This window comes from Kitasatospora sp. NPDC092039, from assembly GCF_044756065.1.
Taxonomy (GTDB): domain Bacteria; phylum Actinomycetota; class Actinomycetes; order Streptomycetales; family Streptomycetaceae; genus Kitasatospora.
Genome location: NZ_JBIVSD010000013.1, coordinates 210,298 through 234,484 on the forward strand (window position 1 = coordinate 210,298; position 24,187 = coordinate 234,484).

Genomic DNA, 24,187 nt, shown 5'->3' on the forward strand with positions numbered 1-24,187 from the left:
ACGGAACGAAGGGGTGGACCGCCGGGCTCAGCCCAGCAGAGGAAGCGCGGGGAGGGTCAGGAAGTCCGCGAACTCCTCGGCCAGGGCGACCTGTTCGAAGAGCTGGGCGGCCTCGCGCCAGCGGCCCGCGCCGTAGGACTCCTCGCCCAGCTCCGCGAGGAGTTCGGCCAGCTCCGCCGCGACCAGGGTGCGGACCAGCTCCGCGGTGGCCTTCTCACCGGTGCCCGACAGCACGACCCCGTTGTGGATCCACTGCCAGATCTGCGAGCGGGAGATCTCGGCGGTGGCGGCGTCCTCCATCATGTTGAAGATGCCGACCGCACCCACTCCGCGCAGCCAGGCCTCGATGTAGCGGATGCCGACCTGGACGGCGTTGTGCAGCCCCGCGCGGGTGCAGGTGCCACCGGCTCCGGCGACGTCGAGCAGCTGGGCGGCGGTCACCGGCTCCGCCGGGCCGGGGTTGTCCTTCTGGTGGGCCCGCTCGCCGAGCACCGCGTCGAAGCAGGCCCGGGCGACCGGCACCAGGTCGGGGTGGGCGACCCAGGAGCCGTCGAAGCCGTTGGCGGCCTCGCGATCCTTGTCCGCCTTGACCTTCTCCAAGGCGGCCGCGTTGACCGCGGGGTCGCGGCGGCTCGGGATGAACGCGGCCATGCCGCCGATCGCGTGGGCGCCGCGCCGGTGGCAGGTCCGCACCAGCAGTCGGGTGTAGGCGGCCATGAACGGCGAGGCCATGGTGACGCTGTTGCGGTCCGGCAGGATGTAGTGCCCGCCCGCGTCGCGGAAGTTCTTGACGATCGAGAACAGGTAGTCCCAGCGCCCGGCGTTGAGCCCGGCCGCGTGGTCGCGCAGCTCGTGGAGGATCTCGTCCATCTCGAACGCGGCGGTGATGGTCTCGATCAGCACCGTCGCCCGGATCGTGCCGTACGGGATGCCGAGTTCGGCCTGGGCGTGGGTGAACACGTCGTTCCACAGCCGGGCCTCGAGGTGGCTCTCGGTCTTCGGCAGGTAGAAGTACGGACCGGAGTTGGGGTCGTCGGCGCCCCTGGCCAGCAGCCGGGCCGCGTTGTGGAAGAAGTAGAGGCCGAAGTCGACGAGCGCGCCGGCCACCGGGGTGCCGTCGACCAACAGGTGGTTCTCGTCCAGGTGCCAGCCGCGCGGGCGGACCACGACGGTGGCGAGTTCGGCGGCGGGCTTGAGGGTGTACGCCTTGCCGGTCTCACTGGTGAAGTCGATCCGGCCTTCGAAGGCGTCGATCAGGTTGACCTGGCCGCCGACCACGTTCTCCCAGGTCGGGGAGGTGGCGTCCTCGAAGTCGGCGAGCCAGACCCTCGCCCCGGAGTTGAGCGCGTTGACGACCATCTTGCGGTCGGTCGGGCCGGTGATCTCGACCCGGCGGTCCTGGAGTGCGCGGGGCGCCTCGGCGACCTTCCAGTCCCCGGCCCGGATCGCGGCGGTCTCGGGGAGGAAGTCGAGCGTGCCGGTGGCGGCGATCTCGGCGCGACGGGTCCTGCGCCTGGCCAGCAGCTCCTGCCGCCGCCCCTCGAAGGCACGGTGGAGCCCGGCGACGAAGGCGACCGCCTCGGGCGTGAGCACCTCCTCCGCCCGGTGGACGCGGGGGCCGGCGACGGTGACGACCGGAGCGGCGGTGGAGGCGGTTGGGGGTACCCCCGACCGGAGGCTGGGCGACGGCCCCTGATCTGCAGCCATGAGCAGGACACTCCTAAGACGGTTGGACCTGGCGAAGGAAGCTCCGGCGGGAACCCCTTCCGGAAACTTCTCAGGGAACTCGGTCGGCGAACTCGGTCGGCGAAGTAGTTCCGCGAAGTCGCTCGGCGAACTCGCTGGGGACTTCCTCGATCGGGACCGCCGAGTTCGGCGAGTTCGATTCTGTAAGGTGGAGACTAGTTTCCGCGATACAGAATTTCAACGATTTGTTGAAGAGATCGCCGGGACTCCACTCCTCCCCGACAGCGAAGGGAACGCCGGTGGTTGCGACCCCCGACCCAGCATCGACGACAGGCGCCGACCGCGCGGGCGGCGGCGTGCAGTCCGTCGAGCGCGCCTTCCAACTCCTGGAGGCGCTGGCCGACTCCGGCGGCGTGGCCACGCTCAGCGAGCTCTCCACCACCTCCGGCCTCCCCATGCCGACCATCCACCGACTGGTTCGTACCCTCGTCCAGCAGGGCTATGTCCGCCAGGACACCGCGCGCCGCTACACCCTCGGCCCCCGGCTGATCCGCCTGGGCGAGACGGCCGGCCGGCTGCTCGGCAGCTGGGCCCGCCCGTACCTGGCCGAGCTCATGGAGGCCACCGGCGAGACCGCCAACCTGGCGGTGCTGGAGGGCGGCGAGGTGGTGTACGTCGGCCAGGTGCAGTCGCGCCGCTCGATGCGGATGTTCACCGAGGTCGGCCGACGGGTGCAGCCACACTGCACCGGCGTCGGCAAGGCGCTGCTCGCCCAGCTGCCCGAGGACGAGGCGCGCGCCGTCCTCGGCCCCAATCCGCTGCCCGCGCACACCGAGTACACGGTCACCGACCCGCAGGAGCTGATGCGCCAGCTCGCCGAGGCGCGCGAGCGCGGCTACGTGGTCGACGACCAGGAACAGGAGATCGGCGTCCGCTGCATCGCGCTCGCCGTCCCGGGCGCGCCGACGCCCACCGCCCTCTCGGTCTCCGGACCGGAGGCCCGCATCCGGGCCCTGGAGGAACCGACCGGGGCCGCCTCGCTCGTACCGGTGATGCAGCAGATCGCGACCCGGCTGGGGCAGGTCCTCGCCCCCTGACCGCTCGTCAGCCCCCGCTGTCGGCCGTCCCGGCCGGGACGGCCCGTCGCGTCATCCGTTCGGGCGGACGACGGGCGGGTTGCCACCGGGCTCGGGCGGCGGCTCCGCCAACCTGGTGCCGACGCGGCCCGCGACGGCGCGGGCGGCCGGGATGCGAGGGCAGGGTGAGCGGGGATGGAGCAGCAGCACCGCGGCGTGCGGGACGGCGACGCACCGGGTGGCGAGGGGCCGCACCGTGACGGGCGGCGCACCGCGAGAGGGCGGAGGTCCGGCGGGGCCGGGCTGGTCGCGGCCGTGGCGGCGGGGTGCGCGGTGATGGTGCTGGCCGGCGACCCGTCCTGGGCGCTGCGGCGGCCCGAGCCCCGGCCCGCGCTGGAGGTCACGGCGGGCGCACCCACGGCGACCACCCTGCCCGCGCCGTTGACGCCCGAGGCCTCCACCCTGCCGGCCCCGTCGACACCCGAGGCCTCCACCCTGCCCGCGCCGTCGACGCCTGAGGCCTCCACCCTGCCCGCGCCGGTGAAGCCCGGGGCAGGCACCGGGTCCGGGTCCGGAACGTCCGGGGCCTCCACGCTGCCCGCGCCGGCCGCCGCCCGGACGTCCGATTCCGACCTGGAGGTGGTCAGGCTCGACCCGGACGCGGCCACGGCCGGCGGCACCACCACCATCCACGCCTTCGTCGGCAACGCAGGCCCGGACACCACCGCGTCCCCGTTCACGGTCGTGGTCGCCCTGCCGGAGGGCGTCACCGCGGAGGGCCCCTACTTCCCGTCCGATTGCCAGGTGATGGCCCACGGCCGCATCGTGCGGTGCGTGTTCGGCCCGGGTCTGCGGGAAGCGCGCAGCGCGACCGCCCTCATCCCGGTCCGGCTCGACCCGCGCCTGCCGGCGGGCAGGTTGGGCGGCGGGGCGGTCACAGTGCGCAGTGCGGACGACCGGAACGAGGCCAACAACCGGCAGCCGTTCGACATCACGGTGGTCGAGAGGGTCGCCCGTTCCTGAACCACCTGGTCCCGCCGACAGGAGTGGCCCTACCGGCGGGATGCTCCTGTCTGCGGGATCCTCCGGCCGGCGGGGCGGTCCGCCGGGCCCGGACGCCTCGCGGCGTCCCGCCCTCGCCGCGCCCGTCCTACCGGTAGACGCGGACGTAGTCGGCGGCGAAGGCGATCGGGGCGGTCCCCTGCGGCGCGGGGTGGTACTGCCCCGCGCACACCGAGAGGTTGAGGATCAGGTACGCCGACCAGCCGGTGCCGACGCCCTTACCGTCCGAGAAGACCTTGACGCCGTTGACGTACCAGTCCACCGAGGCGGCGCCGTAGTAGGTGCCGATGGTCACCCACTGGTCCTTCGCGATCGCGCTCGCGTCCGTGTAGTACTTCCCGTTGCCCGGGTTGACGTGGTTGGTCAGCTCCAGCAGGTTCGGGTTGTCGGGGTGGTACTCGAAGGAGTCGATCTCCCCGTTGCCGTTCTTCCAGGTCCACAGGGCCGGCCAGGCGCCGCTGCCGGCGGGCAGCTTGACCCGGGTCTCGGCGTAGTCGCCGGTCTTGACCTGGAAGCCCTCGCTGGAGCCCTCGGTGGTCAGGAAGCCGGTGTTCCAGGACTGCTTGCCGTTCTCCAGCACCGGACCGCCGGACGTGGCGGTGAAGGTGGCGATCCCGTTGGCGACGCCGACGTTGTTCCTGTTCAGCCAGTCGAGCTTGTTGTCGCCCGGGTTGTGGTTGCCGTAGCGGTACGCGGTGCTCTTGTCACCGACCCAGCGCTGACCCCAGCTGATCGCGCCGTTGAACTCGTCCGACCAGGTCAGCGACTTGCCGGCGACCGGGGAGGACGGCGCCGGGGTACTCGGGCTCGGGGTGGTGCTGGGGGTGGTGCCCGGCGTGGCCGTGGGGGTCGGCGTGGCCGTGGGGGTCGCGGTCGGGGTGGCCGTCGGGGTCGGGGTCGGGGTGGCCGTCGGGGTCGGGGTCGGGGACGCGGTCGGGGTGGACGTCCCGGTGGCGGAGACCACCAGCTGCTGCGAGGGCAGGTTGTGCCAGCCGCCGCCGAGGTCCTGCCAGAAGCCGAACTGGGTGTACGTCCCGGCGGGCAGGGTGCGCGCGCCGCTGGTGAAGCTGACCCCGCTCGGGCAGATCTGCACGTTGGAGGCGTTGCCGGGGAAGTCGAGGTTGGTGCCGCGCGCGTCGCGCACGCCCACGCCGACGGTCTTCGCGGTGAAGCAGGCCGAGGAGTGCAGGCCGAGCGAGGCGGTGGTGGCCTTGCCCGCGACCATGGTGGCGGGGGCGAGCCGGTCCTGGGTGACGGTCGGCGCGGTGGCGGCCTGGGCACCGTTGACGGACGGCAGGCCGAGCAGGCCGGCGCCGCTGATGGCGAACGCCCCGGTGGCGGCGAGCGCGGCGTTGCGGCCTCGGTGGGACGGGCGGGCGTGGCGCGGGCCGCGGCGGCGGGCGGGCGCGGGAGCGAGCGCGGGCCGGTGCGTGGAGCTGGCAGGCTGGTGCATGGGGTGACCTCTGCGACGCCTGCGAGGTGAGCTGTCGGATTCGGGCTGAGGTTGCCCGGCCGCCGGTGGGACGGCTTCACCCCTAGCCGCGGCCGCACGCGGGAGCGTACGGGCCGGGCGCTGACCTTGGTTCCCCCGCTCCCGTCCGCTGTGGTGCTCGGTGACCCGCCGGCGGGTGGACGGGACTCGGCGTCCCGGCGGCGGGGTCCGCGAGGGCGGACGACCGTTGCAGGCTAGGCGGGTCGTCCGTGAACGGACAACCCGGGCCGCCCCGTTGTCGCGCAGCTCACAGTGGTGTCGATCAACGACGCCGGGTGGCAGCCGAGTTGATCGTTCTCCGGGAGCGGCGGGCTGCGGCCGGGCCGGGCGGACGTTCCGGCCGGCGGGGACAGGGCACGCTCCAGGGCGGTTCAGGCCGGTGAGCTGCCTGCCGGCAGCGCTGGTGGCCTGGCGGCGACCTGGCGGCGGGCCGTACCGTGGCGAGTACCTGACCGAGTGGGCCCGGTCGGATAAATTGGGAGTCGGACATCATCCGCCGTGCACAAGAGTGGCGAGCCCGACCGGGTGCTCGCCACGACCCGACAGACGCGACCTGACCGAGACGAGGACCCGCCCCACCATGACCGCGCCCCTGCCCGCCTTCGCCGGCCGCACCTACCTCTTCCAGGCCGACAACGGCGCGGCCTTCCGCAACACCTACTCGGCCGACGGCACTCGGCTGCGCTGGGAGGGCCTAGGCGAGTCCGCGGGCCAGTGGGAGGACGTGCGGCTGCACGTCGCCGAGGTCGCGCCGGAGATCTACTTCGTCAGCTGGACCGAGCAGAGCGGGATCACCGTCAGCCATGTGATGGACCTCGGCAAGCTGACGGTGCGGGCCTTCTGGACCTTCGAGGGCGAGGGCGGCCGGGTCGGTGAGCTGCACACCGGGACGCTGGAGCGGGTGGCCTGAGCGGCGGGACCGCCGGGCGGGGGCCGTGAGGCTCCTGAACGACCCGACCGGCCCTGGACCGGACCGCAACGACCGAACCCCCGGGCCGTGGCTCCGGGGGTTCGGTCGTTGCGGTCCGCTCGTTGTGGTTCGGTCGTTGGGGGTCTGGTCCTTCGGGGCCGCTCGTTCGGGCTCGCGGTCGGTCAGGTTCAGACGGTCTGGTTCGGCACCTTGAGGTGCTGGGACAGCCACTCCAGCGAGGACGGCAGCAGGGCGCTCCAGGTCTCGAAGTTGTGGCCGCCGTTCTCCAGCATGCTGTACGAGACCTTCATCGGGCTCCGCACCGCGTCGACGAAGGCCTCGGTCTCCTGCCGGTAGCCGCCGTCGCCCTTCTTGGTTCCGGCCAGCAGCACGGACACCTTCGGCTGCGGCAGGTTCTTCAGCCGCCACATCAGGTTGGCCTCGTCGCGGCGCTGCTTGCTGCCGCCGAAGAGGTCGCCCGTGGTCGGGTCGTCGGCGGCGTCGTAGTAGGCGGAGAGCGCGACGGCGGTCGGGAAGACGTCCGGGTGGCGCATGGCCAGCTTGAGCGCGCAGTAACCGCCGGTCGAGTTGCCCATGAACGCCCAGGCCTGCGGGTCGGTGGAGACCCGGTAGCTGGCCTGGATCGCCGAGGGCACGTCCTTGGTGAAGTAGGTGTCGGACTGCGGGCCGTTCGGGACGTCCTCGCACTCGGTGTCCTGCGGCAGCGCGGGCGAGGGACGCACCAGGACCATGACGGTCGGCTGCATCCGGCCTTCCTGCAGCAGCTTGAGTGCGGCGCCCGGGTAGTTGAAGCGGGTGATCAGGTTCTCCGCGATTCCTGGGAATCCGGTGCTGACGATCACGGCCGGGAACTGCTTCTGGGCGTACTCCGGCTGGAAGTACTGCGGGGGCAGGTAGACGTAGCCCTCGGTGGACAGCCGGCTGGCCGCGCCGTCGATCCGGACCTTGCGGATCTCGCCGGACTGGCTCGGCTCGCGGCCCATCGCGCCGCCGCCCTTGACCGAGGCCTGGCCCACCGTCTCCACCATCAGCCGGCCGGAGGCGTCCGCCTTGTTGTGTATGACCACCGGGCCGGTGTCGCCGGTGCCCAGCAGGTCGTCCCAACTGCTGTAGAAGGCGAAGTAGTTGTTCGCGACCAGGCCGAGCGCGGCGAGCACCGCGAGCTGGGTGGCGAGCAGGGCGCCGATCCGGCCGAGCACCGCCTGCCAGGTCTTCTTCGCGAGTCTGGGCCACAACCAGACCGTGCCGACCATCATCACGACCGCGACCAGTGCGGTCAGCGCCAGCACCTTGTGGCTCGTCAGACCCATGTCCTACTTGCTCCCACGCCTCGAACTCCAGTCCCCTCCGCTGGGGACATCCGAGGAGGTCACCCCGGTTCCCCCCGCCGGGGCGCGAGGAACAACCCTAACGCCAGCTGGGAGAAAGCTGATCGCCGCTGGGAGGCCACGGAGAGCGGAGTGGACGGATGACAACGTTCAGATAACAGATTTCGAAAGTTGTCATCTGAATTCTGTTACCTGTCAGCCGTGAGACGTGAGCCGTGAGCCGTGAGCCGTCAGCCGTCGAATACCGGCGGGGCGCGGAGCATGAGCCCTCACGGGCTCAGCCCGTCCGCTCCCACAGCCGAAGCCCCGCCGTGAGCTCGCGCATGCAGCGCGCGCCGAGGTCCTGCGGGGAGCCCGGACCGTCGAGGGGCGCCTCGGAGGACGCCCACTGCTCCAGCGCCACCCGGATCGCCGCGGTCGCAGCGGCGGAGGCCAGCCGGATCTCCAGCGGGTCGGTGCCGTCCGGGCAGCGCTCGGCGAGGGCCGTCCGCAGCCGCTCCTCCGAGTCGGCGTGGACGCGCTGCCAGGTGGCGTTCAGCTTCGGATCGCGCAACAGTCCGCGGGCCCACCGCATCATCTCGGCCCGCGTCTCGTCCACAGGGGTCAGCGACGCGACCGCCGCGCGTTCCAGCGCCTCGCGCACCGGCAGCTCGGCGGGGCTCGCCGCGAACAGCTCCACCCACTCCTGCCCGCCCGCCGCGAGCAGCGGGGCGACGGCGTCCTCCTTGACGGAGAAGTACCGGTAGAAGGTGCGCAGCGAGATGCCCGCCGCGAGGGCGATCTCCTCGGCGGTGACCGCCTCCGCCCCCCGCTCGGCGAAGAGCGCGGCGGCGGTACGGGCGATCTCCAGGCGGGTGGCCTCACGGCGGCGCTGGGTCAGGGTCGGGCGTCCGGTCACGGGCCCAGCCTACGCGGGTGATTGCCAGAGTGGCATGTCACGCCTAGATGACACATTGAGACTTTTTGGCACAGCATGCCACTTCGACGTACCGTGTCTCCCGAGGTCGAGAGACCACGAACGAACGGAGTACCACCATGGAGCGCTTCAGCGGACGGAACGTCCTGATCACCGGCGGCGGCTCGGGCATCGGCCAGGCCACCGTGCACCGGATCCTCGCCGAGGGCGGGAAGGTCGTCGCCGTCGACATCGACGAGGACGGTCTGAAGAAGACCCTGGACCGCGCCACCGCCGAGGGCACCGCGGACCGCCTGACCATCCAGGTGCTGGACATCTCGGACGAGGCGGCCGTCGTCGCGGGCGTCGTCGAGGCGATCGCCGGCCTGGGCGGCCTGGACGTGCTGGTCAACGCGGCCGGCATCCTCCGCTCCTCGCACACCCACGAGACCAGCCTGGAGTTCTGGAACAAGCTCCTCGCGGTGAACCTGACCGGCACCTTCCTGATGACCCGCGAGGCACTCCCCGCGCTCCTCGCCGGCGACAGGGGCGTGGTGGTCAACTTCAGCTCCACCTCCGCGAGCTTCGCCCACCCCTACATGGCCGCGTACGCCGCGACCAAGGGCGGCATCCAGTCCTTCACCCACGCCATCGCCTCGGAGTACTCGCAGCAGGGCCTGCGCGCGGTCTGCGTCGCGCCGGGCAGCATCGACAGCGGCATGACCCACAACCCCGGCCTGCCCGCCGACGCCGACTTCAGCCTGCTGGCCAAGCTCTCCCCCGCCCTCGGCCAGGGCTTCGCCGGGCCGGAGACGGTGGCCGGCGTGATCGCCATGCTCGCCTCCGACGACGGCGCCTTCGTCACCGGCACCGAGCTGCGCATCGACGGCGGCACCCACATGTGACCCGCCGGTCGGCCCACCGGCCCGGTGGAGGCGGGGCCTGTGCCGCCCACCGGCCCGGTGGAGGCGGGGCCTGTGCCGCCCCCCGTACGGCACAGGCCCCGCCTCCGCGTCCCCCGGATCTCCCCGACGCCGCCCCGGGCTCCTTCCGCTCCGGTGCGTCGGCAGCGGTCAGCCCAGGGGCTTCTCCAGGAGGAGCTCCCGGGTGACCCCGTCGGCGAGCAGGTCGCCGGGCTGCGCGAGCGGAGCGAAACCGTGGCGGCGGTAGAGGGCGAGCGCCGCTCCGTTGCCGGGGAGCACGGCGAGGCGCAGCGCAGTGCCGCCGGTGCCCCGGGCCCAGCGCTCGACCTCCGCGATGAGCCGGTCCGCGACGCCCCGGCCCCGTGCCCGTCGGGCGACCCAGAGCGAACGCAACTCCCGTACGCCGTCCGGCGATCCGGGCATGCCGCCGACCAGGCCGACCGGGTCGTCGCCGAGCAGGGCCGCGACGTGGTGGGCGTCCGGGCGGCGGAGCCGGTCGTGCCAGCGGTCCTCGCCACCCTGGTGCCAGTCGGCGAGGCCGGCCTTGAAGGCCTCCGGCGCATCGGTCAGGGCGGCGAGGCGGAGGTCCCGCCAGAGCGGCCAGTCGGCGGACGTGAGGGTTCGGATCGTCGGCGTCGTCATGTTCGGCACCGTAGACGGCGGGCCGGACGGCCCGCGCCTGGTTCCCGCGTCCCGGGGATCACCCACTCCCGGCTCCGCTGGTCCGGGGCCCGTTCGACGAGGGCGCACTACGGCGCGCGCCAGTCGGCGGCGAAGGCGGCGGCCGGGTTGGTGATGAGGAGCAGCTCGGTCAGTTCGGGCCCGTAGCTGCGGGCCAGGCGCGGGGCGAGCTCGGTGAGCAGGCGGACCGGGCCGCCGACCGCGCGGGCGGTGCGGGTGGTGGTGTCGGCGCCGAGTAGCAGTCGGGAGGCATGACCCGCTTCGACCAGGTCGGCGATCACGTCGAAGGCCTGGTGGTCGGCGGGGCGGCCGGCCCGGGACGGGCTGTCCAGGGCGAGACGGACGCCTTCGGCGGCCAGGGCGCGGTGCATCGCGCGGTCGGGCAGCCGGGTGAGGTGGCCGAGGATGATCCGGTCGGGCCGGACGCCGTGCCGGTCGCACAGCTGGTGCAGCACCCGGTGCGGGGTGCCGTCGGCTTCGAGGTGGACGGCGATCGGGGCGTCCGTGGCGTGGTGGGCCTCGGCGGCCGCGGCCATCGTCCACCGGGTGTGCCGGCTGGCCGGCCCCGCGTCGTCCGCGACCTTGATCAGCCCGGCCCGGACGCCGTCGGGCGCGCCGGGCAGACCGATGGTGAGTTCGGCGACGAAACGTTCCGCCAGGTCGGCGTACGGGCCCGGGCGCTCGGCCGACTCGACGCCGGGCCGGGGGGACTCGGGGAGCGCGGGGGGCGCGGCGGCCTCGGGGAGCGCGGGGAGCTCGGGGAAGAAGCCCGGCGGGTAGTGGACGGCCTGGTGCGCGCCGGTGGCGGCGACGATCCGGACGCCGGTCGCACGGGAGAGCCCGGCGAGGGAGTCCGCGCCCCGGCCCAGGCCGAACGGGGTCCACTGGACGAAGGTGCGGCCACCGGCGGCGGCGTAGCCGCGTAGGACGGCCTCGGCGGCGGCCGGGTCGTCCAGCTCCTGGCCGGGGAGCAGCGGGCTGCGGATGAAGAGGTGGTCGTGGGAGTCGGTGACGCCGAGGTCGGCGGGGTCCAGGTCGCCGAGGACGGTGCGGACGGTGCGGCTCATGCCTCGGTCTCCGGGGGCGCGCTCTCGGCGGTCCCAGCCGTTTCAGCGGTCCCGGCGGACCCGGCGGTCCCGGCGGTCTGAGCGGCGGTTCGGGCGGCGGTCCGGGAGGGGTCGCCGGTCTCGGCGAAGGCGGCGGTGGCGACGCGCAGGCCGGCCAGTGCCTTGGGGAGGCCGACGTACGGGGCGAGGTGGACGAGCACCTCGGTGATCTCCGCCTCCGTCAGGCCGATCCGCCGGCTGTACCGGACGTGGTCGGCGAGCTGCGGCTCGACGCCACCGAGGGCGGTGAGGGCGGCCAGGTTGGCGATCTGACGGTCACGCAGGGCGAGGCCCGGGCGCTGGTAGGTGCCGCCGAAGAGGCTGGTGACGATCCAGTCGGGGAAGCCGGGTGCGAGGGCGTCCAGGCCGCCGAGGGTGGCGGCGGCGCCCGGACCGGCGAGGTCGGCGAGCAGGGCGTGGCCGGCCGCGCGGTCGAGCGGGGCCCGGGTGAGACCGGTGTCTGCGGGAGCGGTCGCGGAGGACATCGGGGTGACGGGTCCTTTCACCAGTGGCGGCCGGCCGGCAGCCGGTCGAGTTCGGGGCGGGAGAGGTGCAGCACCTGGTACCGAACACCGGGCGCGTCCTCGGGGGCCGGGCCGTGCCAGAGGGCGAAGCGGAGCAGTTCCCAGCGGCTCGGGTCGACGGCCACCGCCGCGGTGTGCAGGTCCGGGTGCGCGGGCAGGTCGGCGAGCGCCCGCTCGACGGCCTCGGCCGGATCGGCGGCTTCCGGCAGCCGTACGGTCTCGCGGGTGGCGGTGGTCGGCGGCCCGACCGGGTCCCCCGCTTGCCCCGCTGCCGCCTGGGCTGCCGACGCCCCGTGCGTCAGGCCCGCGCCGAGCCAGTGCCGGACGGCGGGGCGGCCGAAGTCGGCACTCAGGCCGCGGAAGCCCGCTCCCCAGAGGAAGCTGTTCATGCCCTCGGCGGTGCGCCAGAGGTAGAACGGCGCGTACTGGTTGACGGGCGAGCCCTGCTGGCCGCGCTCGCGGACCAGATAGGCCTTGAGGCCGAGGCCCGGGCTTGCGTCGAGCAGGTGGCCCTTGTCGGCGACGCGTCGGCGGATGATGCCCATGTCGTAGTCGGCGGGGAGAGTGATCTCGTACTGCATGGCGTGCACGGTGGGGCTCCTCGGGATCGACGGGCTCTGCGGGCGGGCTCTGCGGGTGCCTCAGGTTCGGCGGGCCTGCGGGCGCCCTCGGGTCGGCGGGCCCGCGGGCGCCCTCGGGTCGGCAGCGCGGGTAAGGACGACCGGTCAGGCCGTACGGTGTGCGGCGAGCAGGCCGAGGGCGCCGCGGACGGCCTGCTCGAAGGGCTCGGCGCTGTCGGCGGCGCGGGCCAGGACGTAGCCGCCCTGGACGACGGCGACCACGGCGGCGGCGGTGTCGGCCGGGTCGAGGCCGGGGGCGAACTCGCCGACCGCCTGGCCTTCGGCGATCAGTCCGGCGATCCGGCCGCGCAACCAGTCGAAGGTCTCCTCGACGGGCGTGCGCAGCTGCGGGTCGGCGACCACGTCCGGGTCCTGGGCCATCCGGCCGATCCGGCAGCCGCGCAGGACGTCGCGGTCCCGGTGCAGGTAGCCGGCGATCCGGTCGTAGGCGGTGCCGGGGGCGGCGAGGTCGGCCTCGGCGACGCCCCGCATCTGGTCGGCACTGCGACGCAGGGCGGCGGCCGCGAGATCGGGCTTGCCGGTGAAGTGGTGGTACATGCTGCCCTGGCCGACCCCGGAGTGCTGCTGGATGGCCTTGGGGCTGGTGCCGACGTAGCCGCGCTCCCAGAGGAGGGCCTGGGTGCTCTCGATGAGGCGGTCCTGGGTGCTCATGCGGAGCACTGTACATACCAGTAGGTACAGAATTCCAGTGCGGGGCGTCGTCCGGGGATTCGGAGGCCTCCGGATCCCCCAGATCTCTCGGATCTCTCGGATCTCTCGGATCTGACGGACATACCGGGCATGCCGGACCGCCTTCGCCGGGCGGAGACGGTTGAGGGCCGTGCGCCGCCCCCCGGCGGCCACGGCCCCTCGACCGTTCGTCATCCCCCGCCCCGCCGAACGGCATTCCGGCGCGAGTGGTGGCGCGCGTCACGTCACCGACGGTGGCCGGTGTCACCCCGCGTAGGGGTGCACGGCGCATTGCGCGGGCGGGCGGCCCGCCCGGGCGACTACGGCAGCGCGCGACGGACCTCCGGGACCACCTCGGTTGCGAACAGCTCCAGTTGTTCGCGCTGCGCCCCTTCGGTGAGCGCGTCCACCCCGATGCCGACCACCTCGTTCCCGAAGGCCTCGTGGTAGCGGTGGATCTTCTCGATCACCTGTTGGGGGGCTGCCGACCAGCGCCGATCCGCGCTCCAGCGCGTCCTCCAGCGATGTGAACGGCGAGTTGTCGTACCGGCCGGCAGCCGAGTCGAGCAGCGCGTTCCAGTACGGGCGGAAGCCCTCGACGGCGCCCTGCGAACGCCTGGCGACGTACAGCCCGCCGAAGCTCGCGCCCACTCGGGCCCGCGCCGGGTCGTGCCCGTAGTGCTCCCAGCGCTCGCGGTAGTGCGCCACCAGTGCCCGGTACTTCTCCAGCGGACGGAAGGAGTCGGCGGAGAAGAGCGGGTCGCCGTGGCGGGCTGCGAGATCGGCGGACTGCCTGCTGGTCGCGCTGCCGTGCCACACCGGGATCGGGTCCTGGAACGGGCGCGGCCAGACGGTGACGTCCTTCAGCGGCGGCCGGGTGGACCCCTCCCACGTCACCTGCTCCTCGCGCCAGAGCCGGCGCAGCAGGCCGTAGTTCTCCGCGAGCGCCTCCCACTGACGCTCCTCGGGGAGGCCGAACAGCCCGCAGTGGCGCGGGTCGTTGCCCTTGCCGACGATCAACTCGAGCCCACCTCCGGAGAGTTGGTCGAGCATCGCGTCGTCCTCGGCCACCCGCACCGGGTCGAGGACGCTGAGCACGGTCACCGTGGTGAACAACCGGAGGGTGGAGGTACGGGCGGCGATGGCGCTGAGCAGCAGGGGCGGGGCCGGGGAGAGGAACGGCTCGCCGTGCCGCTCCCCTACGCCGTAGCCGTCGTAGCCGAGCTGCTCGGCGAGGACCGCCTGGTCGATGACGTTGTGCAGCTTCCGCTGCGGGGTGCGCCGGACGGCGGTGGCCGGGTCGGGGGCGTTGGAGACGAGGGACGAGACGGTGAACCGCACGGCGGTCTCGTTCGGCGCTCGGGTCGGGCTCGGGAGGGGCTCGGGACCTACCTGGGACGGGAGCGGCGGAGTCCGAAGGGCACGGTGAGCCGCGCGGAGCACGGGGCCGGCGCGAGGTCCGGTGCGTGCGCTCCCACGGGCGGCACCGGCGCCCAACGGCTGACGGGGCGGGCGGCAGGGCGCTCGGTGGGCGGGCGCTCGGGTGGCGGCCCGTGCGGCCCGCGGGACGCGGTGGTGTCAGCGGTCGGTGCTGCGGTGGCGGCGACAACAACAGAGGCCCGCGGCGGCGGTCAGGATCCGGACTACCATCTCGCCTCCCCCTCGCCTCGCACGCGCACGATCCTCGGCGAGCATAGGCACCGGCCAGAAGTGGGGCAAGGGCTTGATCCGCCGCGGCCGGCTGGCAAGATGTCCGCCATGAGCTACCTCGCCGCGGATGACCGCTATGACTCGATGACCTACCGGAAGGCCGGCCGCAGCGGCGTCCAGCTGCCCGCCGTCTCGCTCGGGCTCTGGCACAACTTCGGCGACGCCCAGCCGCTGGAGGTGCAGCGGGCGGTGCTGCGCCGGGCCTTCGACCGGGGCGTCACCCACTTCGACCTGGCGAACAACTACGGCCCGCCGTACGGCAGCGCCGAGCGCAACTTCGGCTACCTGTTCGCCCAGGACTTCCGGCCGTACCGGGACGAGCTGTTCATCGCCACCAAGGCCGGCTGGGACATGTGGCCCGGCCCGTACGGCAACGGCGGCAGCCGCAAGTACCTGCTGGCCAGCCTCGACCAGTCGTTGGACCGGATGGGGCTGGACTACGTCGACGTCTTCTACTCGCACCGGTACGACCCGGAGACCCCGATCGAGGAGACGATGGGGGCGCTGGACAGCGCGGTCCGCTCGGGCCGGGCGCTGTACGCGGCGATCTCCAACTACCCGGCGGAGCAGCACCGGGAGGCGGTGGCGATCCTGCGCGAGCTGGGGACGCCGGTGCTGATGAACCAGTCGGCGTACTCGATCCTCAACCGGTACGTGGAGGACGGGGGCGTGCTGGACGCGGTGGGCGACACCCAGACCAGTCTGATCGCCTACTCGCCGCTGGCCCAGGGGCTGCTGACCGACCGCTACCTGTCCGGGGCGGTGCCGGCGGGGTCGCGGATGTCGGTCGGGAAGTTCCTCACCGAGGAGACGCTGACCGGCACGAAGCTGGAGCAGCTGCGGGCGCTGGCCAAGGTCGCGGAGGGGCGCGGGCAGACGCTGGCGCAGCTGGCGCTGTGCTGGGTGCTGCGGGACCCGCGGGTGGTCTCGGTGATCATCGGTGCGAGCAGCGTGTCCCAGCTGGACCAGAACCTCGACGCGCTGGCAGGCGGGCCGCTGACGGCCGAGGAGCTGGCGGAGATCGACCGACTGAGCCGCTGAGGGGTCGGGTGGAGGCGGCTGGCGACAGCTGACAAGTGACGACCGACAGATGACAGCTGACAGATTTCAAAATCTGTCAGCTGTCATCTGTCACCTGTTATCCGTCGTCCGTTCGTTGTCAGCCGTCAGCCGCTGACCGCTGGCCGCTGACCGCTGGCCGCTTGACGCCCAGGGCGGGCAGAACCGTTTCTGCAACCCGGTGCGCCTCTTCCAGCAGCGGGTTGCCCGAGAGGATGAAGGTGTCGACGCCGAGCGCCTCGAACTCCTCCAACCGCTCGATCACCTGGGCGGTCGAGCCGACCACAGCCGTTCCGGGGCCGGGGCGGAACAGGCTCATCCCCGGCCACAGGTTGGGGTACGCCTCCAGCTCCCGGGCCCGGGCCGGCACCTTGCCGCCGTGCTGCCGGAACTGCCGCTGCCAGCCGACCCCGTCCTCCCCCTTCGCCCCACCCAGCTGGCGCGTGTAGGTGGCCTCGCTGGTCACGTCCAGCAGCCGGTCGGCGGCCGCCCAGGCCTCGTCCTCGGTGTCGCGGACGATCAGGTGCAGCCTCAGCCCGATCCGCAGGGTCCGGCCGTGGGCGGCGGCACGCTCCCGGACCAGGTCCAGCTTCTCCTTGAGCAGGTGCGGCGGCTCGCCCCAGGTCAGGTACACGTCCACGTGCTGGGCCGCCATCTCGATGCCGGCGGCCGAACTGCCCCCGAACCAGAGCGGGATGCCGCCGGGCTGCAAGGGGGTGAGCTCGCGCAGGCTCGCGCCCGCGTTCCTCAACTCGTAGAACTCGCCCTTGTGGTCGAAGACCTCACCCGCCGTGAGGCGCTTGACGATCGACCAGTACTCGCCGCTGAGCCGGTACCGGTCGTCGTGCTCGACGTCCAGCCCGTACTCGCGCAGCTGCGCGGTCGAGCCGTTCACCACGTTGAAGCGCAGCCGGCCGCCGTGCAGGTGGTCGAAACTCAGCGCCATCTTGGCCAGCAGCGTGGGCGAGACCAGCCCGGGATGGACGGCCAGCAGTGGCTTGAAGGCCGGGGTGGTGGCCGCCGCGAGCGCGCTGCCGAGCGTCCAGACGTCGTACAGGTCGGTCGCGAGCAGGGCGCCGGTGTATCCCAACCGCTCGACGCTGCCCGCGAGTTGCTGGAGGTAGCGGAGATCCACCGGGCGGCGCCCGGCCGGTTCCCAGGGGTAGTGGCCCTCGCGCGGGATGATGTACCAGAGGACTTCGGAGGCCACGGGTCAGACCGCCTTCGCGAGCGCGGCGGCCACCGGGGCCTCCAGCGCGGGCAGGTGGGCGTCGGCGACGGTCAGCGCCCGGTCGATGAAGCCCACCCCGCGAAAGATGTCCGCGGCCTCCTGCTGCTCGGCGACGAACCCGGCGGTGGCGGGCTCCAGTCGCCACGGCAGTGCGCCCAGCGCGGCCTGCCAGTCGGCGGCCGTGCCACCCAGTTCCTCGGCGGCGATCGCGGCGGCGTCGGCCGGGTTGGCCGCCGCCCAGGCATCCGCCCGGCGCAGCGCGGTCGCGATCGCGGCGACCACCTCGGGGCGCCCGGTCGCGAAGTCGCGACGGGTGAAGAACACCGAGCGGTCGGTGATGACGTCACCGGTGCGGACCAGCTCGCGGAACTCCCCGGTGCGGCGGGCGGCGGCGAGTTCGGCGCCCTGGGCGATCCAGCCGGCGATCTCGCCGACGCGCAGCCGCTGCGCCTGGTCCTCACCGGGCGCCGGGCGCGCGGGGGTGACGTCGCCGCCGTACGAGAGCCCCTGCGCGTGCAGGGCCTTGGCGAGCAGGTGGGTCTGCCAGGAGCCCACGGCGAGGACGACGGTGGATCCCTTGAGGTCCGCGACCGTCCGCACCGGGCCCGAGTCCAGTACCAGCAGGGCGCCGTGGTCCGGGCGGGGCGCCGAGACCGCCGCGTACACCAGGTCGTGGCCGGCCGCCTGCGCGGTGATCGGCGGGGTGGAGCCGGTACCGCCGAAGTCGATGACGCCCTCGGCGAGCAGCCTCCCGGTGCGGGTGCCGTCCGTGTAGTGGTGGAAGGCGCCGGTCTCGCCGAGCGGCGCCAGCTCCTCGTCCAGGTACGGGAGTCGGGCGAGGTAGTAGAGCGAGGGGTTGCTGGCGTGGACGCCGAGGGTCACGGTCATCTGGTCAACTCCGCTGGTGCTGGCTGGGTCTGTCGGACGTCAGGGGAAGTCGGGAGGCTGTGGACGCCGAGGTCGGCGAGCAGCCGGCGCCGCAGGTCGGCGAAGACGGGATCGGCCGGGTCGCGCGGGTGGTGGACGGTGACGGTCTCGTCCCGGGCGAGCAGACCGTCGCGCAGTACCACGACCCGGTCGGCGAGCCGTACCGCCTCGTCCACGTCATGGGTGACCAGCAGCACCGCCGGGCGGTGGCGGCGCACCAGGTCGCCGACGAGGTCCTGCATGCGCAGTCGGGTGAGCGCGTCCAATGCGGCGAACGGTTCGTCGAGCAAGAGGAGTTGCGGCTCCCGGACGAGCGCCCGGGCGAGCGCGACGCGCTGCGCCTCACCGCCCGAGAGGGTGGCCGGCCAGGCCTCGGCGTGCCGCTCCAGGCCGACCTCGGCCAGGGCCTTCAGCCCGGTCTCCCGGGTCGCGGCGCCGCGCGGCAGGCCGACCGTGACGTTGGCCAGCACTCGCTTGGACGGCACCAGCCGGGGTTCCTGAAAGACCACGGTCCGGACCGGCGGGACCAGCACGGTGCCCTCGTCCGCCTGGTCGAGCGCCCCGAGGATGCGTAGCAGGGTGGTCTTGCCGGTGCCGCTGGCTCCCAGCAGGGCGACGAACTCGCCGCGGGCGAGGGAGAGGTCGACCCCGTCGAGCACGACGCGGGCGCCGAACGCCCGGCGCAGGCCGCGCAGATGGACGGCCGGGACTGCTCCCTCGGGCGCCGAACGGAAGGAGGGGGCCGGGGCGGCGGTGGACGTCTCGGCGGTCATCGGGCCGCTCCCTGGACGGCCTGGCGCCACGGCATCAGCACGCGCTCCAGGACTCGGACGGTGCCGTCGGCGGCGAGGCCGAGCAGCCCGTAGATCAGGATGCAGACGGCGAGGACGTCGGTGCGCGAGTAGTTCTGGGCCTGGGCCATCAAGTACCCGATCCCCTCGGTGGAGTTGATCTCCTCGGCGGCGATCAGGGCGATCACGCTGAGCGTCATCGACAGCCGCAGTCCGGACAGCAGCGAGGGCAGCGCACCGGGCAGCACGACGGTGCGCACGATCGCCCACCGGCCGAGGCCGAAGCTGCGCATCGCCTCGACCAGCTTGCGGTCGGTACTGCGGACCCCGCCCGAGGCGGACACGTACATCGGGAAGCTGGTGGCGACCGCGATCAGCGCGACCTTCGCGGTCTCGGTGATGCCGAACCACACCATGAACAGCGGGACGAGGGCCAGGAACGGGACGGTGCGCAGGACCTGGATCGCGGAGTCGAGCAACTCCTCGCCGAGACGGGTGAATCCGGTGACCACCCCGAGCACCAGGCCGGTGGTCGCGCCGAAGAACAGGCCGAGTCCGGCGCGGGTGAGGGAGACGGACAGGGCGTCGGTCAGCTGGCCGTTGCCCCACAACTCCCCCACGGCCTGGGCGACCTGGGCGGGCGAGGCGAGCACGTCCTGGGTGAGCGCGCCGGTGGCGGAGGCGAGGGCCCAGCCGCCGAGCAGGGCTAGCGGACCGACCGTGCGCAGGGTCACGGCGAGTGCGCGGGGGCGGGGCCGGTGCCGCCGGCTCCGCGGGGCGACCAGGCCGGCGTCCAGCGCCGCCCGGGTGTCGTCGGGTGTGGACTTGTCTGTCCCGGGGGTCACTTGGCACCGTCCGCGAGCTTGTTGACGTCGATCAGGTACGGCTTGACGTCGACCAACTGCTTGGTGACCTTCTGGTCGGCGAAGAACCGGGCGACCGTCCCGAAGCGGGCGATGTCGGCGTCGGAAATGGCATCGGCCGGGGCGCCCTGCCTGCTGATGTTCATCGCGACGTCCCTCTCCGCAGGAGTGACGGCGGTCGGGCCGGCGTCGGTGAAGACGTTGAGGTAGGCCGCCGGGTCCGCCTTCTCCTTCTCGCCGTTCTCCCGCAGGTAGGCGTAGAAGGCCTTGACCACCTCGGGGTGCTTGTCGGCGAAGCCGTTGCGCACGGCCCAGACGGCGTAGTTGTCGGAGCCCACCTCCTGGCCGTTGACCAGGAAGTGCGCACCGGCGTTGGCGATGGCGGGCGTCGAGAAGGTGTTCCAGGTCGCCCAGGCGTCCACCTGACCGGAGTTGAAGACACCTGAGGTCTGGTCGGCGCGCAGGTAGACCCGCTCCACCCGGTCGGCCGGGACGCCGTTCTTCTCGAGCGCCTTGAGCAGCAGGTACTCGCTGGTGCCGCCCTGGGAGACGGCGACCTTCCGGCCGACCAGGTCCTGGACGGACTTGACGGGCGAGTCGTTCTTCACCAGGATCCCCTCGCCGACGCCGTCGGGCGCGGTCTGGGCGAACAGCTTGAAGCCGGGCTTCTGGGCGAGTGCGGCGACGGCTGAGGTGATCGAGCCCTGGGCGACGTCCAGCTGGTCGGCGGAGAGGGCCTGGGCGGCGGGGGCGAAGGGGCCGGCACTGCCGGTCCAGGCGACCTTGGCGTGGACGGCGGCGAGGGCCCGGTCCAGCGAACCGTCCTTCTTGCCGCGGGCGAGGAAGCCGTTGTTGCCGGGGTCGGGCAGCCGGAGCACCACGTCGGCCTTGCCGCCGGCCCCGCCTCCGGCGGAGGCCTTGGCCCCGTCGGCGGACGAGCCGCAGGCGGCCAGGGCGGTGGAGGCGAGCAACGCGGCGGCGGCGAAGGCAAGGCGGGGGGTCTTCAACGGGGTCTCCAAGTGAGTGACAGATGACAACCGACGACTGACAGCTGACAACTGACAACTTTCGAAATCTGTTAGTTGAACGCTGTTATCCGAAGTCTGTGATCTGAACGCCCTCGGCACCCGCACCCGCACCGGCACCCTCACCCGCGCGCCGCACCCGCAGCAGCTCGCGGGCGGTACGGAGCGGCTCGGGGTCGGCCCACGCCTGGACGTCCACCGGCGCGGCGAGGAAGCCCTGCTCCGCGAGGAATCGTTCCTGCAGCGCCAACAGCTCCAGCCGCTCCGCCGACAGGTCCAGGTGCAGGGTGCGGTGGCTGCCCGGCGCGTAGGCCCCGGCGACGCCCTCGGCACCGGCACCGGTCTCGGCCCGCAGGATCCGGACCACCTCCTCCGGGCGTTCCGCCGCCCAGTCGGCGGCCTCCAGCAGCACCGCGAGGAAGCGGGCGACCAGCCCGGGATGCTCGTCCAGCAACCGCTGGTGGACGGTGATCGGCCGGGGCGTGCCGTTGTTGACCCGGGCCCGGCGGTCCGGCGCCGCGTCCAGCTCCACGGCCACCTCCGCACCGATCCGGCGGGCCGCCTCGACGGCGAGCGCCCCCTTCACGTACACCGCGTCCACCGTGCCGTCCCGCAGTGCGGACAGCTCGGCGGACCACTGCCCGCCACCCGGGACGGCCGGAACGTCCACCAGCTCGGCGTCCGCCAGGGTGAGGCCCGCCAGCCCGAGGGCGCCGCGCAGGCCGCCCAACGCCATGGCCCGCCAGAAGTCGATGCCGATGTCATGATGTGGGAGCGCCAGTCGCAGCCCGCGCAGTTGACCGGGCTCGGTGATCCCGCTGCCGGCCCGGACCAGCACCACCTGGCGCTCCTCGATCCAGGTGAGGCCGATCAGCCTGGTCGCCTCGCCGCGCGAACGCGCCCACAGCGCGGGGACGTTGCCGCCTTCCCGGAACAGACCGGTCAGCGCGTGGGTGTAGTGGTGGTCCGCGGCCACCTCCGGCGGGGCGTCCTGCAGCGAGCGGACGGCGATGCCGTCGGCGGCGAACTCGCGGGCGAGCCACCCACGGTCGGCGGCGATCCCGGTCGCGGTGGGCACCGGGCAGCGGGTGAACCAGAGGGTGTCGGGAAGCGGGAAGGCGTTCTGGGCACGGCTGGACAACGGAGTTGGTCCTCCACGGTGACTCCGACGGCGGCCGGAGGAGCTGGGGATCGAATGACCGCACGACGGGCCACGAGGCGGCGTTCGCAAGGGAGTTTGACGCCGCGAGGCGGGACGGCGGGCGGCGCGGGAGACGCCGGTCGGCGAACGGTCGGCGGCGACGGGTCGGTCAGCGACAACACGCACGGGAGGGGAGACACCGGTGGGACGTCACGGCGCATCTCCTTCCGCGGAGTCGGGGCGGTCACCGGCCGGGCCGAGCGGCCGTCCGGTTGCGATGCGAGGAGCGTTCCACGGCGGACGAGCCGGAAGCAAGCCTTTGCCACATGGTGGGATCAGTTGTTCATCAACGCCATTCCATTGCAACGTCGTCGACACAATCCCGCAGCAATGGCTGCCCTACGCTGAGACCGCCTCCGGCCGTCCGTCCGGAGTTCCGAACCGAAACGCGAGGTGCCATGGCCGAGGCCGCCACCGCCGTCCAGACTCCGCCGGCCGGTGCGCAGGCCGTCCAGCGCGCGCTCGGAGTGCTGCACTGCTTCCATGACAACGGCCCCGACCTGAGCGCCTCCGACCTGGCCCGCCGGATGGGCCTGTCGGTCTCCACCGCGCACCGGCTGGCCCGCACGCTGGTCAGCGCCGGGTTCCTGGAGCAGGACGAGCAGACCGCCCGCTACCGACTCGGTCCGGCTGTCGCCGAACTCGGCCAGCTCACCTTCCACCAGCGCGGGTTGCACCTCGCCGGGCCCGAGCTGGACCTGCTGTCCCGGCGCACCAAGGCGACCGCCGACCTCGCGATCCGCAGCGGTGCGCACGCGGTGATCCTGGTCGGCGGCTCCGTCCGCCCGGACACCGGGCTGGGCCTGCGCCGCCCGCTGCACTCCACGGCGCTCGGCAAGGTCCTGCTGGCCTGGCCGCGTCCGGGTGAGACGACCGCGCCGTCGGCGCTCGGCCCGCTGCCCTCCTTCACCGACCGCACGATCACCGAACCAGCCGTCCTGGAGGAGGAGTTGGCGAAGGTCAGGGCGGCCGGATACGCGCTCAACGACGGCGAGTCGGCCGCCGGGGTGCGGACGGTGGCCGTGCCCGTCCTCGACGGCGCCGGACAGGCCCGGTTCGCCCTGGCGGTCCGCTCGACGCCCGCGCACCTCACCGACGACCGGCTGGACTGGTTCCTCGGCCACGCGCGCGGCTGCGCCGACGCGCTCGCCGTCCTCCTGCTGCCCCCGGACCAGCGTCCCTGACGATGCCCCGGAGCACGGCGAAGCGACGGGCCGCCCGTCCGTTTCCAGGAGGGACGGCCCGTCGCTTCGGCCGGTCGGAGCGGACCGATCGGCGACAGCCGGACCAGCGCCATCCGGCCGGGCGGCGGGTCGATGGCGGTCGGGTCGTCGGCGGTCGGGCCGGTGGCGGTCGGGCCGGTGGCGGTCGGGCCGGTGGCGCCGGGGCAATGGCGGCCACCGATACGGCAACCGACCGGCAGTGACTGACCGTCAGACGGTAGCCGGCGTGTACTTGTAGCCGACCCGACGGACCGTCACGATGGTGTCCCGGTAAGCCGCCCCGAGCTTGCGGCGCAGCCGGGCGACGTGCACGTCGACCGTCCGCCCGTCCCCGACGTGGCCGTAGCCCCAGACCGCGGAGACCAGGTGGTCCCGGGTGTGCACCCGCTGCGGGTGCTCGGTGAGGTGGGCCAGCAGCTCGAACTCCAGGTAGGTGAGGTCGAGCAGCCGCCCGTCGACGTAGGCGTTGCGACGCTCGGTGTCGACGGCGATGCCACGCGCGGCCGGGCGGACCGGACGGGCCCCCGCCGCGGTCTGGGCGGCGGGCCCGTCGACCACCGGCTGGACGCCGGGTGCCGCGTGAGCGCCCGCGGCGCCGACGGGACCGGCACCCACCGGCACCCCCGGCAGGCCGGCGCTCGCCGCGGCCGGGTTCTCGGCCGGCACCAGCACCAGGTACCCGACCACCGGGGTGCCGTTCACCCCGCCGAACTGGGTGCCGTACTGGGCGAGGAGCGCCTGCGGCAGCACGCCCTGCGGCAGGGTGGCGACGACGGCCGCCCCCTCCGGCAGCGCGGCGAGCAGCGCCTGGGGGACCTGCGGGGCGGCGGCACCCGGCTGCACGACGGCGGGCGCGGGGACGGCCGCCGGACGAGCCGGACCGACGGGCACCGGCCCGACGTGGCCCGAACCGGCATGGGGCGGACGGGTGGTCGCCCCGGGCCATCGGTCGGACACCGACGCCGGGGGGACGGACGGTCCCGCGACCCCGGACGTGCCGGGACCGACCGGAACGGCGGCGGGGACGGAGGAGACCGGCGGGAGGGAGCGGACCGCGCGCAGGTGCGGGGTCGCGGTGGGCGGGGTCAGGGTGGCCGTGGAGGAAGAAGACATGGTGTGCCGCTCATTTCGCGCGTGACGGAC

At 73.4% G+C, this 24,187-nt stretch carries 23 protein-coding genes and 1 riboswitch; of the genes, 6 read left to right on the forward strand and 17 right to left on the reverse strand.

Annotated features, from left to right (window positions below; genetic code table 11):
* Nucleotides 1-27: 27 nt before the first annotated feature.
* Complete coding sequence (aceB, locus tag ACIQI7_RS25195) at nucleotides 28-1,707, reverse strand: malate synthase A (RefSeq protein WP_401113508.1); 1,680 nt, start codon at nucleotides 1,705-1,707, stop codon at nucleotides 28-30.
* Between the two features lie 278 nt (nucleotides 1,708-1,985).
* Here aceB and ACIQI7_RS25200 point away from each other — a divergent pair, with 278 nt between their 5' ends.
* The gene (locus tag ACIQI7_RS25200; protein WP_401113510.1) at nucleotides 1,986-2,783 is read left to right on the forward strand and encodes an IclR family transcriptional regulator; all 798 of its coding nucleotides are present in this window, start codon (nucleotides 1,986-1,988) and stop codon (nucleotides 2,781-2,783) included.
* Between the two features lie 174 nt (nucleotides 2,784-2,957).
* Nucleotides 2,958-3,785, forward strand: a complete 828-nt coding sequence (locus tag ACIQI7_RS25205) for a hypothetical protein (RefSeq protein WP_401113512.1) — start codon at nucleotides 2,958-2,960, stop codon at nucleotides 3,783-3,785.
* Nucleotides 3,786-3,912: 127 nt separating this feature from the next.
* Here the strand turns inward: ACIQI7_RS25205 and ACIQI7_RS25210 are convergent, their stop codons facing one another.
* The gene (locus tag ACIQI7_RS25210; protein ID WP_401113513.1) at nucleotides 3,913-5,277 is read right to left on the reverse strand and encodes a hypothetical protein; all 1,365 of its coding nucleotides are present in this window, start codon (nucleotides 5,275-5,277) and stop codon (nucleotides 3,913-3,915) included.
* Between the two features lies 1 nt (nucleotide 5,278).
* A riboswitch (cyclic di-AMP (ydaO/yuaA leader) is annotated at nucleotides 5,279-5,443 on the reverse strand.
* A gap of 453 nt (nucleotides 5,444-5,896) precedes the next feature.
* On the opposite strand from ACIQI7_RS25210, the gene ACIQI7_RS25215 reads away from it, so the two are divergent.
* Nucleotides 5,897-6,226, forward strand: coding sequence for a MoaF-related domain-containing protein (locus ACIQI7_RS25215; protein ID WP_360338223.1), 330 nt, complete (start codon nucleotides 5,897-5,899; stop codon nucleotides 6,224-6,226).
* Between the two features lie 188 nt (nucleotides 6,227-6,414).
* Here ACIQI7_RS25215 and ACIQI7_RS25220 read toward each other — a convergent pair whose 3' ends face one another.
* Both ACIQI7_RS25220 and ACIQI7_RS25225 read right to left on the reverse strand, forming a co-directional pair.
* Nucleotides 6,415-7,557: an alpha/beta hydrolase gene (locus ACIQI7_RS25220; RefSeq protein WP_401113514.1), complete on the reverse strand. Its 1,143-nt coding sequence runs from the start codon at nucleotides 7,555-7,557 to the stop codon at nucleotides 6,415-6,417.
* A gap of 295 nt (nucleotides 7,558-7,852) precedes the next feature.
* Nucleotides 7,853-8,473 carry a TetR family transcriptional regulator gene (locus tag ACIQI7_RS25225; protein WP_401113515.1) on the reverse strand — a complete coding sequence of 207 codons (621 nt, stop codon included), beginning with the start codon at nucleotides 8,471-8,473 and terminating at the stop codon, nucleotides 7,853-7,855.
* Between the two features lie 137 nt (nucleotides 8,474-8,610).
* On the opposite strand from ACIQI7_RS25225, the gene ACIQI7_RS25230 reads away from it, so the two are divergent.
* Nucleotides 8,611-9,375 (forward strand): SDR family NAD(P)-dependent oxidoreductase, encoded by a 765-nt coding sequence (locus ACIQI7_RS25230; protein WP_401113517.1) that lies wholly within the window; start codon nucleotides 8,611-8,613, stop codon nucleotides 9,373-9,375.
* A 168-nt stretch (nucleotides 9,376-9,543) separates the two neighbouring features.
* Here the strand turns inward: ACIQI7_RS25230 and ACIQI7_RS25235 are convergent, their stop codons facing one another.
* The 6 genes from ACIQI7_RS25235 to ACIQI7_RS25260 form a co-directional block, all read right to left on the reverse strand.
* A complete protein-coding gene (locus ACIQI7_RS25235; protein WP_401113519.1) occupies nucleotides 9,544-10,035 on the reverse strand; it encodes a GNAT family N-acetyltransferase in 492 nt (163 codons plus the stop codon).
* A 107-nt stretch (nucleotides 10,036-10,142) separates the two neighbouring features.
* Entirely contained in the window at nucleotides 10,143-11,141 is a 999-nt protein-coding gene (locus tag ACIQI7_RS25240; RefSeq protein WP_401113520.1) for a phosphotriesterase, read from the reverse strand.
* A complete protein-coding gene (locus ACIQI7_RS25245; RefSeq protein WP_401113522.1) occupies nucleotides 11,138-11,665 on the reverse strand; it encodes a carboxymuconolactone decarboxylase family protein in 528 nt (175 codons plus the stop codon). The genes ACIQI7_RS25240 and ACIQI7_RS25245 overlap by 4 nt, the downstream gene beginning before the upstream one ends.
* A 17-nt stretch (nucleotides 11,666-11,682) precedes the next feature.
* Entirely contained in the window at nucleotides 11,683-12,294 is a 612-nt protein-coding gene (locus tag ACIQI7_RS25250) for a DUF4865 family protein (RefSeq protein WP_401113524.1), read from the reverse strand.
* A 135-nt stretch (nucleotides 12,295-12,429) separates the two neighbouring features.
* Nucleotides 12,430-12,996: a TetR/AcrR family transcriptional regulator gene (locus tag ACIQI7_RS25255; protein ID WP_401113525.1), complete on the reverse strand. Its 567-nt coding sequence runs from the start codon at nucleotides 12,994-12,996 to the stop codon at nucleotides 12,430-12,432.
* Between the two features lie 282 nt (nucleotides 12,997-13,278).
* Nucleotides 13,279-14,355 (reverse strand): LLM class flavin-dependent oxidoreductase, encoded by a 1,077-nt coding sequence (locus tag ACIQI7_RS25260; protein WP_401113527.1) that lies wholly within the window; start codon nucleotides 14,353-14,355, stop codon nucleotides 13,279-13,281.
* 417 nt (nucleotides 14,356-14,772) lie between these two features.
* On the opposite strand from ACIQI7_RS25260, the gene ACIQI7_RS25265 reads away from it, so the two are divergent.
* Nucleotides 14,773-15,765, forward strand: a complete 993-nt coding sequence (locus tag ACIQI7_RS25265; RefSeq protein ID WP_401113529.1) for an aldo/keto reductase — start codon at nucleotides 14,773-14,775, stop codon at nucleotides 15,763-15,765.
* 118 nt (nucleotides 15,766-15,883) lie between these two features.
* On the opposite strand, the gene ACIQI7_RS25270 is transcribed toward ACIQI7_RS25265, so the two are convergent.
* The 6 genes from ACIQI7_RS25270 to ACIQI7_RS25295 all read right to left on the reverse strand — a co-directional run bounded on the left by ACIQI7_RS25270 (nucleotide 15,884) and on the right by ACIQI7_RS25295 (nucleotide 21,761).
* On the reverse strand, nucleotides 15,884-16,993 hold the full coding sequence (locus ACIQI7_RS25270) for an LLM class flavin-dependent oxidoreductase (RefSeq protein ID WP_401113530.1): 1,110 nt from the start codon (nucleotides 16,991-16,993) through the stop codon (nucleotides 15,884-15,886).
* A gap of 3 nt (nucleotides 16,994-16,996) precedes the next feature.
* On the reverse strand, nucleotides 16,997-17,902 hold the full coding sequence (locus tag ACIQI7_RS25275; protein ID WP_401113532.1) for an ABC transporter substrate-binding protein: 906 nt from the start codon (nucleotides 17,900-17,902) through the stop codon (nucleotides 16,997-16,999).
* Nucleotides 17,899-18,714, reverse strand: coding sequence for an ABC transporter ATP-binding protein (locus ACIQI7_RS25280; protein WP_401113533.1), 816 nt, complete (start codon nucleotides 18,712-18,714; stop codon nucleotides 17,899-17,901). The genes ACIQI7_RS25275 and ACIQI7_RS25280 overlap by 4 nt, the downstream gene beginning before the upstream one ends.
* Entirely contained in the window at nucleotides 18,711-19,577 is an 867-nt protein-coding gene (locus tag ACIQI7_RS25285; RefSeq protein ID WP_401113535.1) for an ABC transporter permease, read from the reverse strand. The genes ACIQI7_RS25280 and ACIQI7_RS25285 overlap by 4 nt, the downstream gene beginning before the upstream one ends.
* Complete coding sequence (locus ACIQI7_RS25290; protein WP_401113536.1) at nucleotides 19,574-20,602, reverse strand: ABC transporter substrate-binding protein; 1,029 nt, start codon at nucleotides 20,600-20,602, stop codon at nucleotides 19,574-19,576. Before ACIQI7_RS25290 ends, ACIQI7_RS25285 begins: the two co-directional genes overlap by 4 nt.
* Nucleotides 20,603-20,687: 85 nt before the next feature.
* A complete protein-coding gene (locus tag ACIQI7_RS25295) occupies nucleotides 20,688-21,761 on the reverse strand; it encodes an ABC transporter substrate-binding protein (protein WP_401113538.1) in 1,074 nt (357 codons plus the stop codon).
* A gap of 458 nt (nucleotides 21,762-22,219) precedes the next feature.
* Between ACIQI7_RS25295 and ACIQI7_RS25300 the strand changes: the two genes are divergently transcribed.
* Complete coding sequence (locus tag ACIQI7_RS25300; protein WP_401113540.1) at nucleotides 22,220-23,005, forward strand: IclR family transcriptional regulator; 786 nt, start codon at nucleotides 22,220-22,222, stop codon at nucleotides 23,003-23,005.
* Between the two features lie 249 nt (nucleotides 23,006-23,254).
* Here ACIQI7_RS25300 and ACIQI7_RS25305 read toward each other — a convergent pair whose 3' ends face one another.
* Complete coding sequence (locus tag ACIQI7_RS25305; protein ID WP_401113542.1) at nucleotides 23,255-24,157, reverse strand: winged helix-turn-helix domain-containing protein; 903 nt, start codon at nucleotides 24,155-24,157, stop codon at nucleotides 23,255-23,257.
* Between the last annotated feature and the right edge of the window lie 30 nt (nucleotides 24,158-24,187).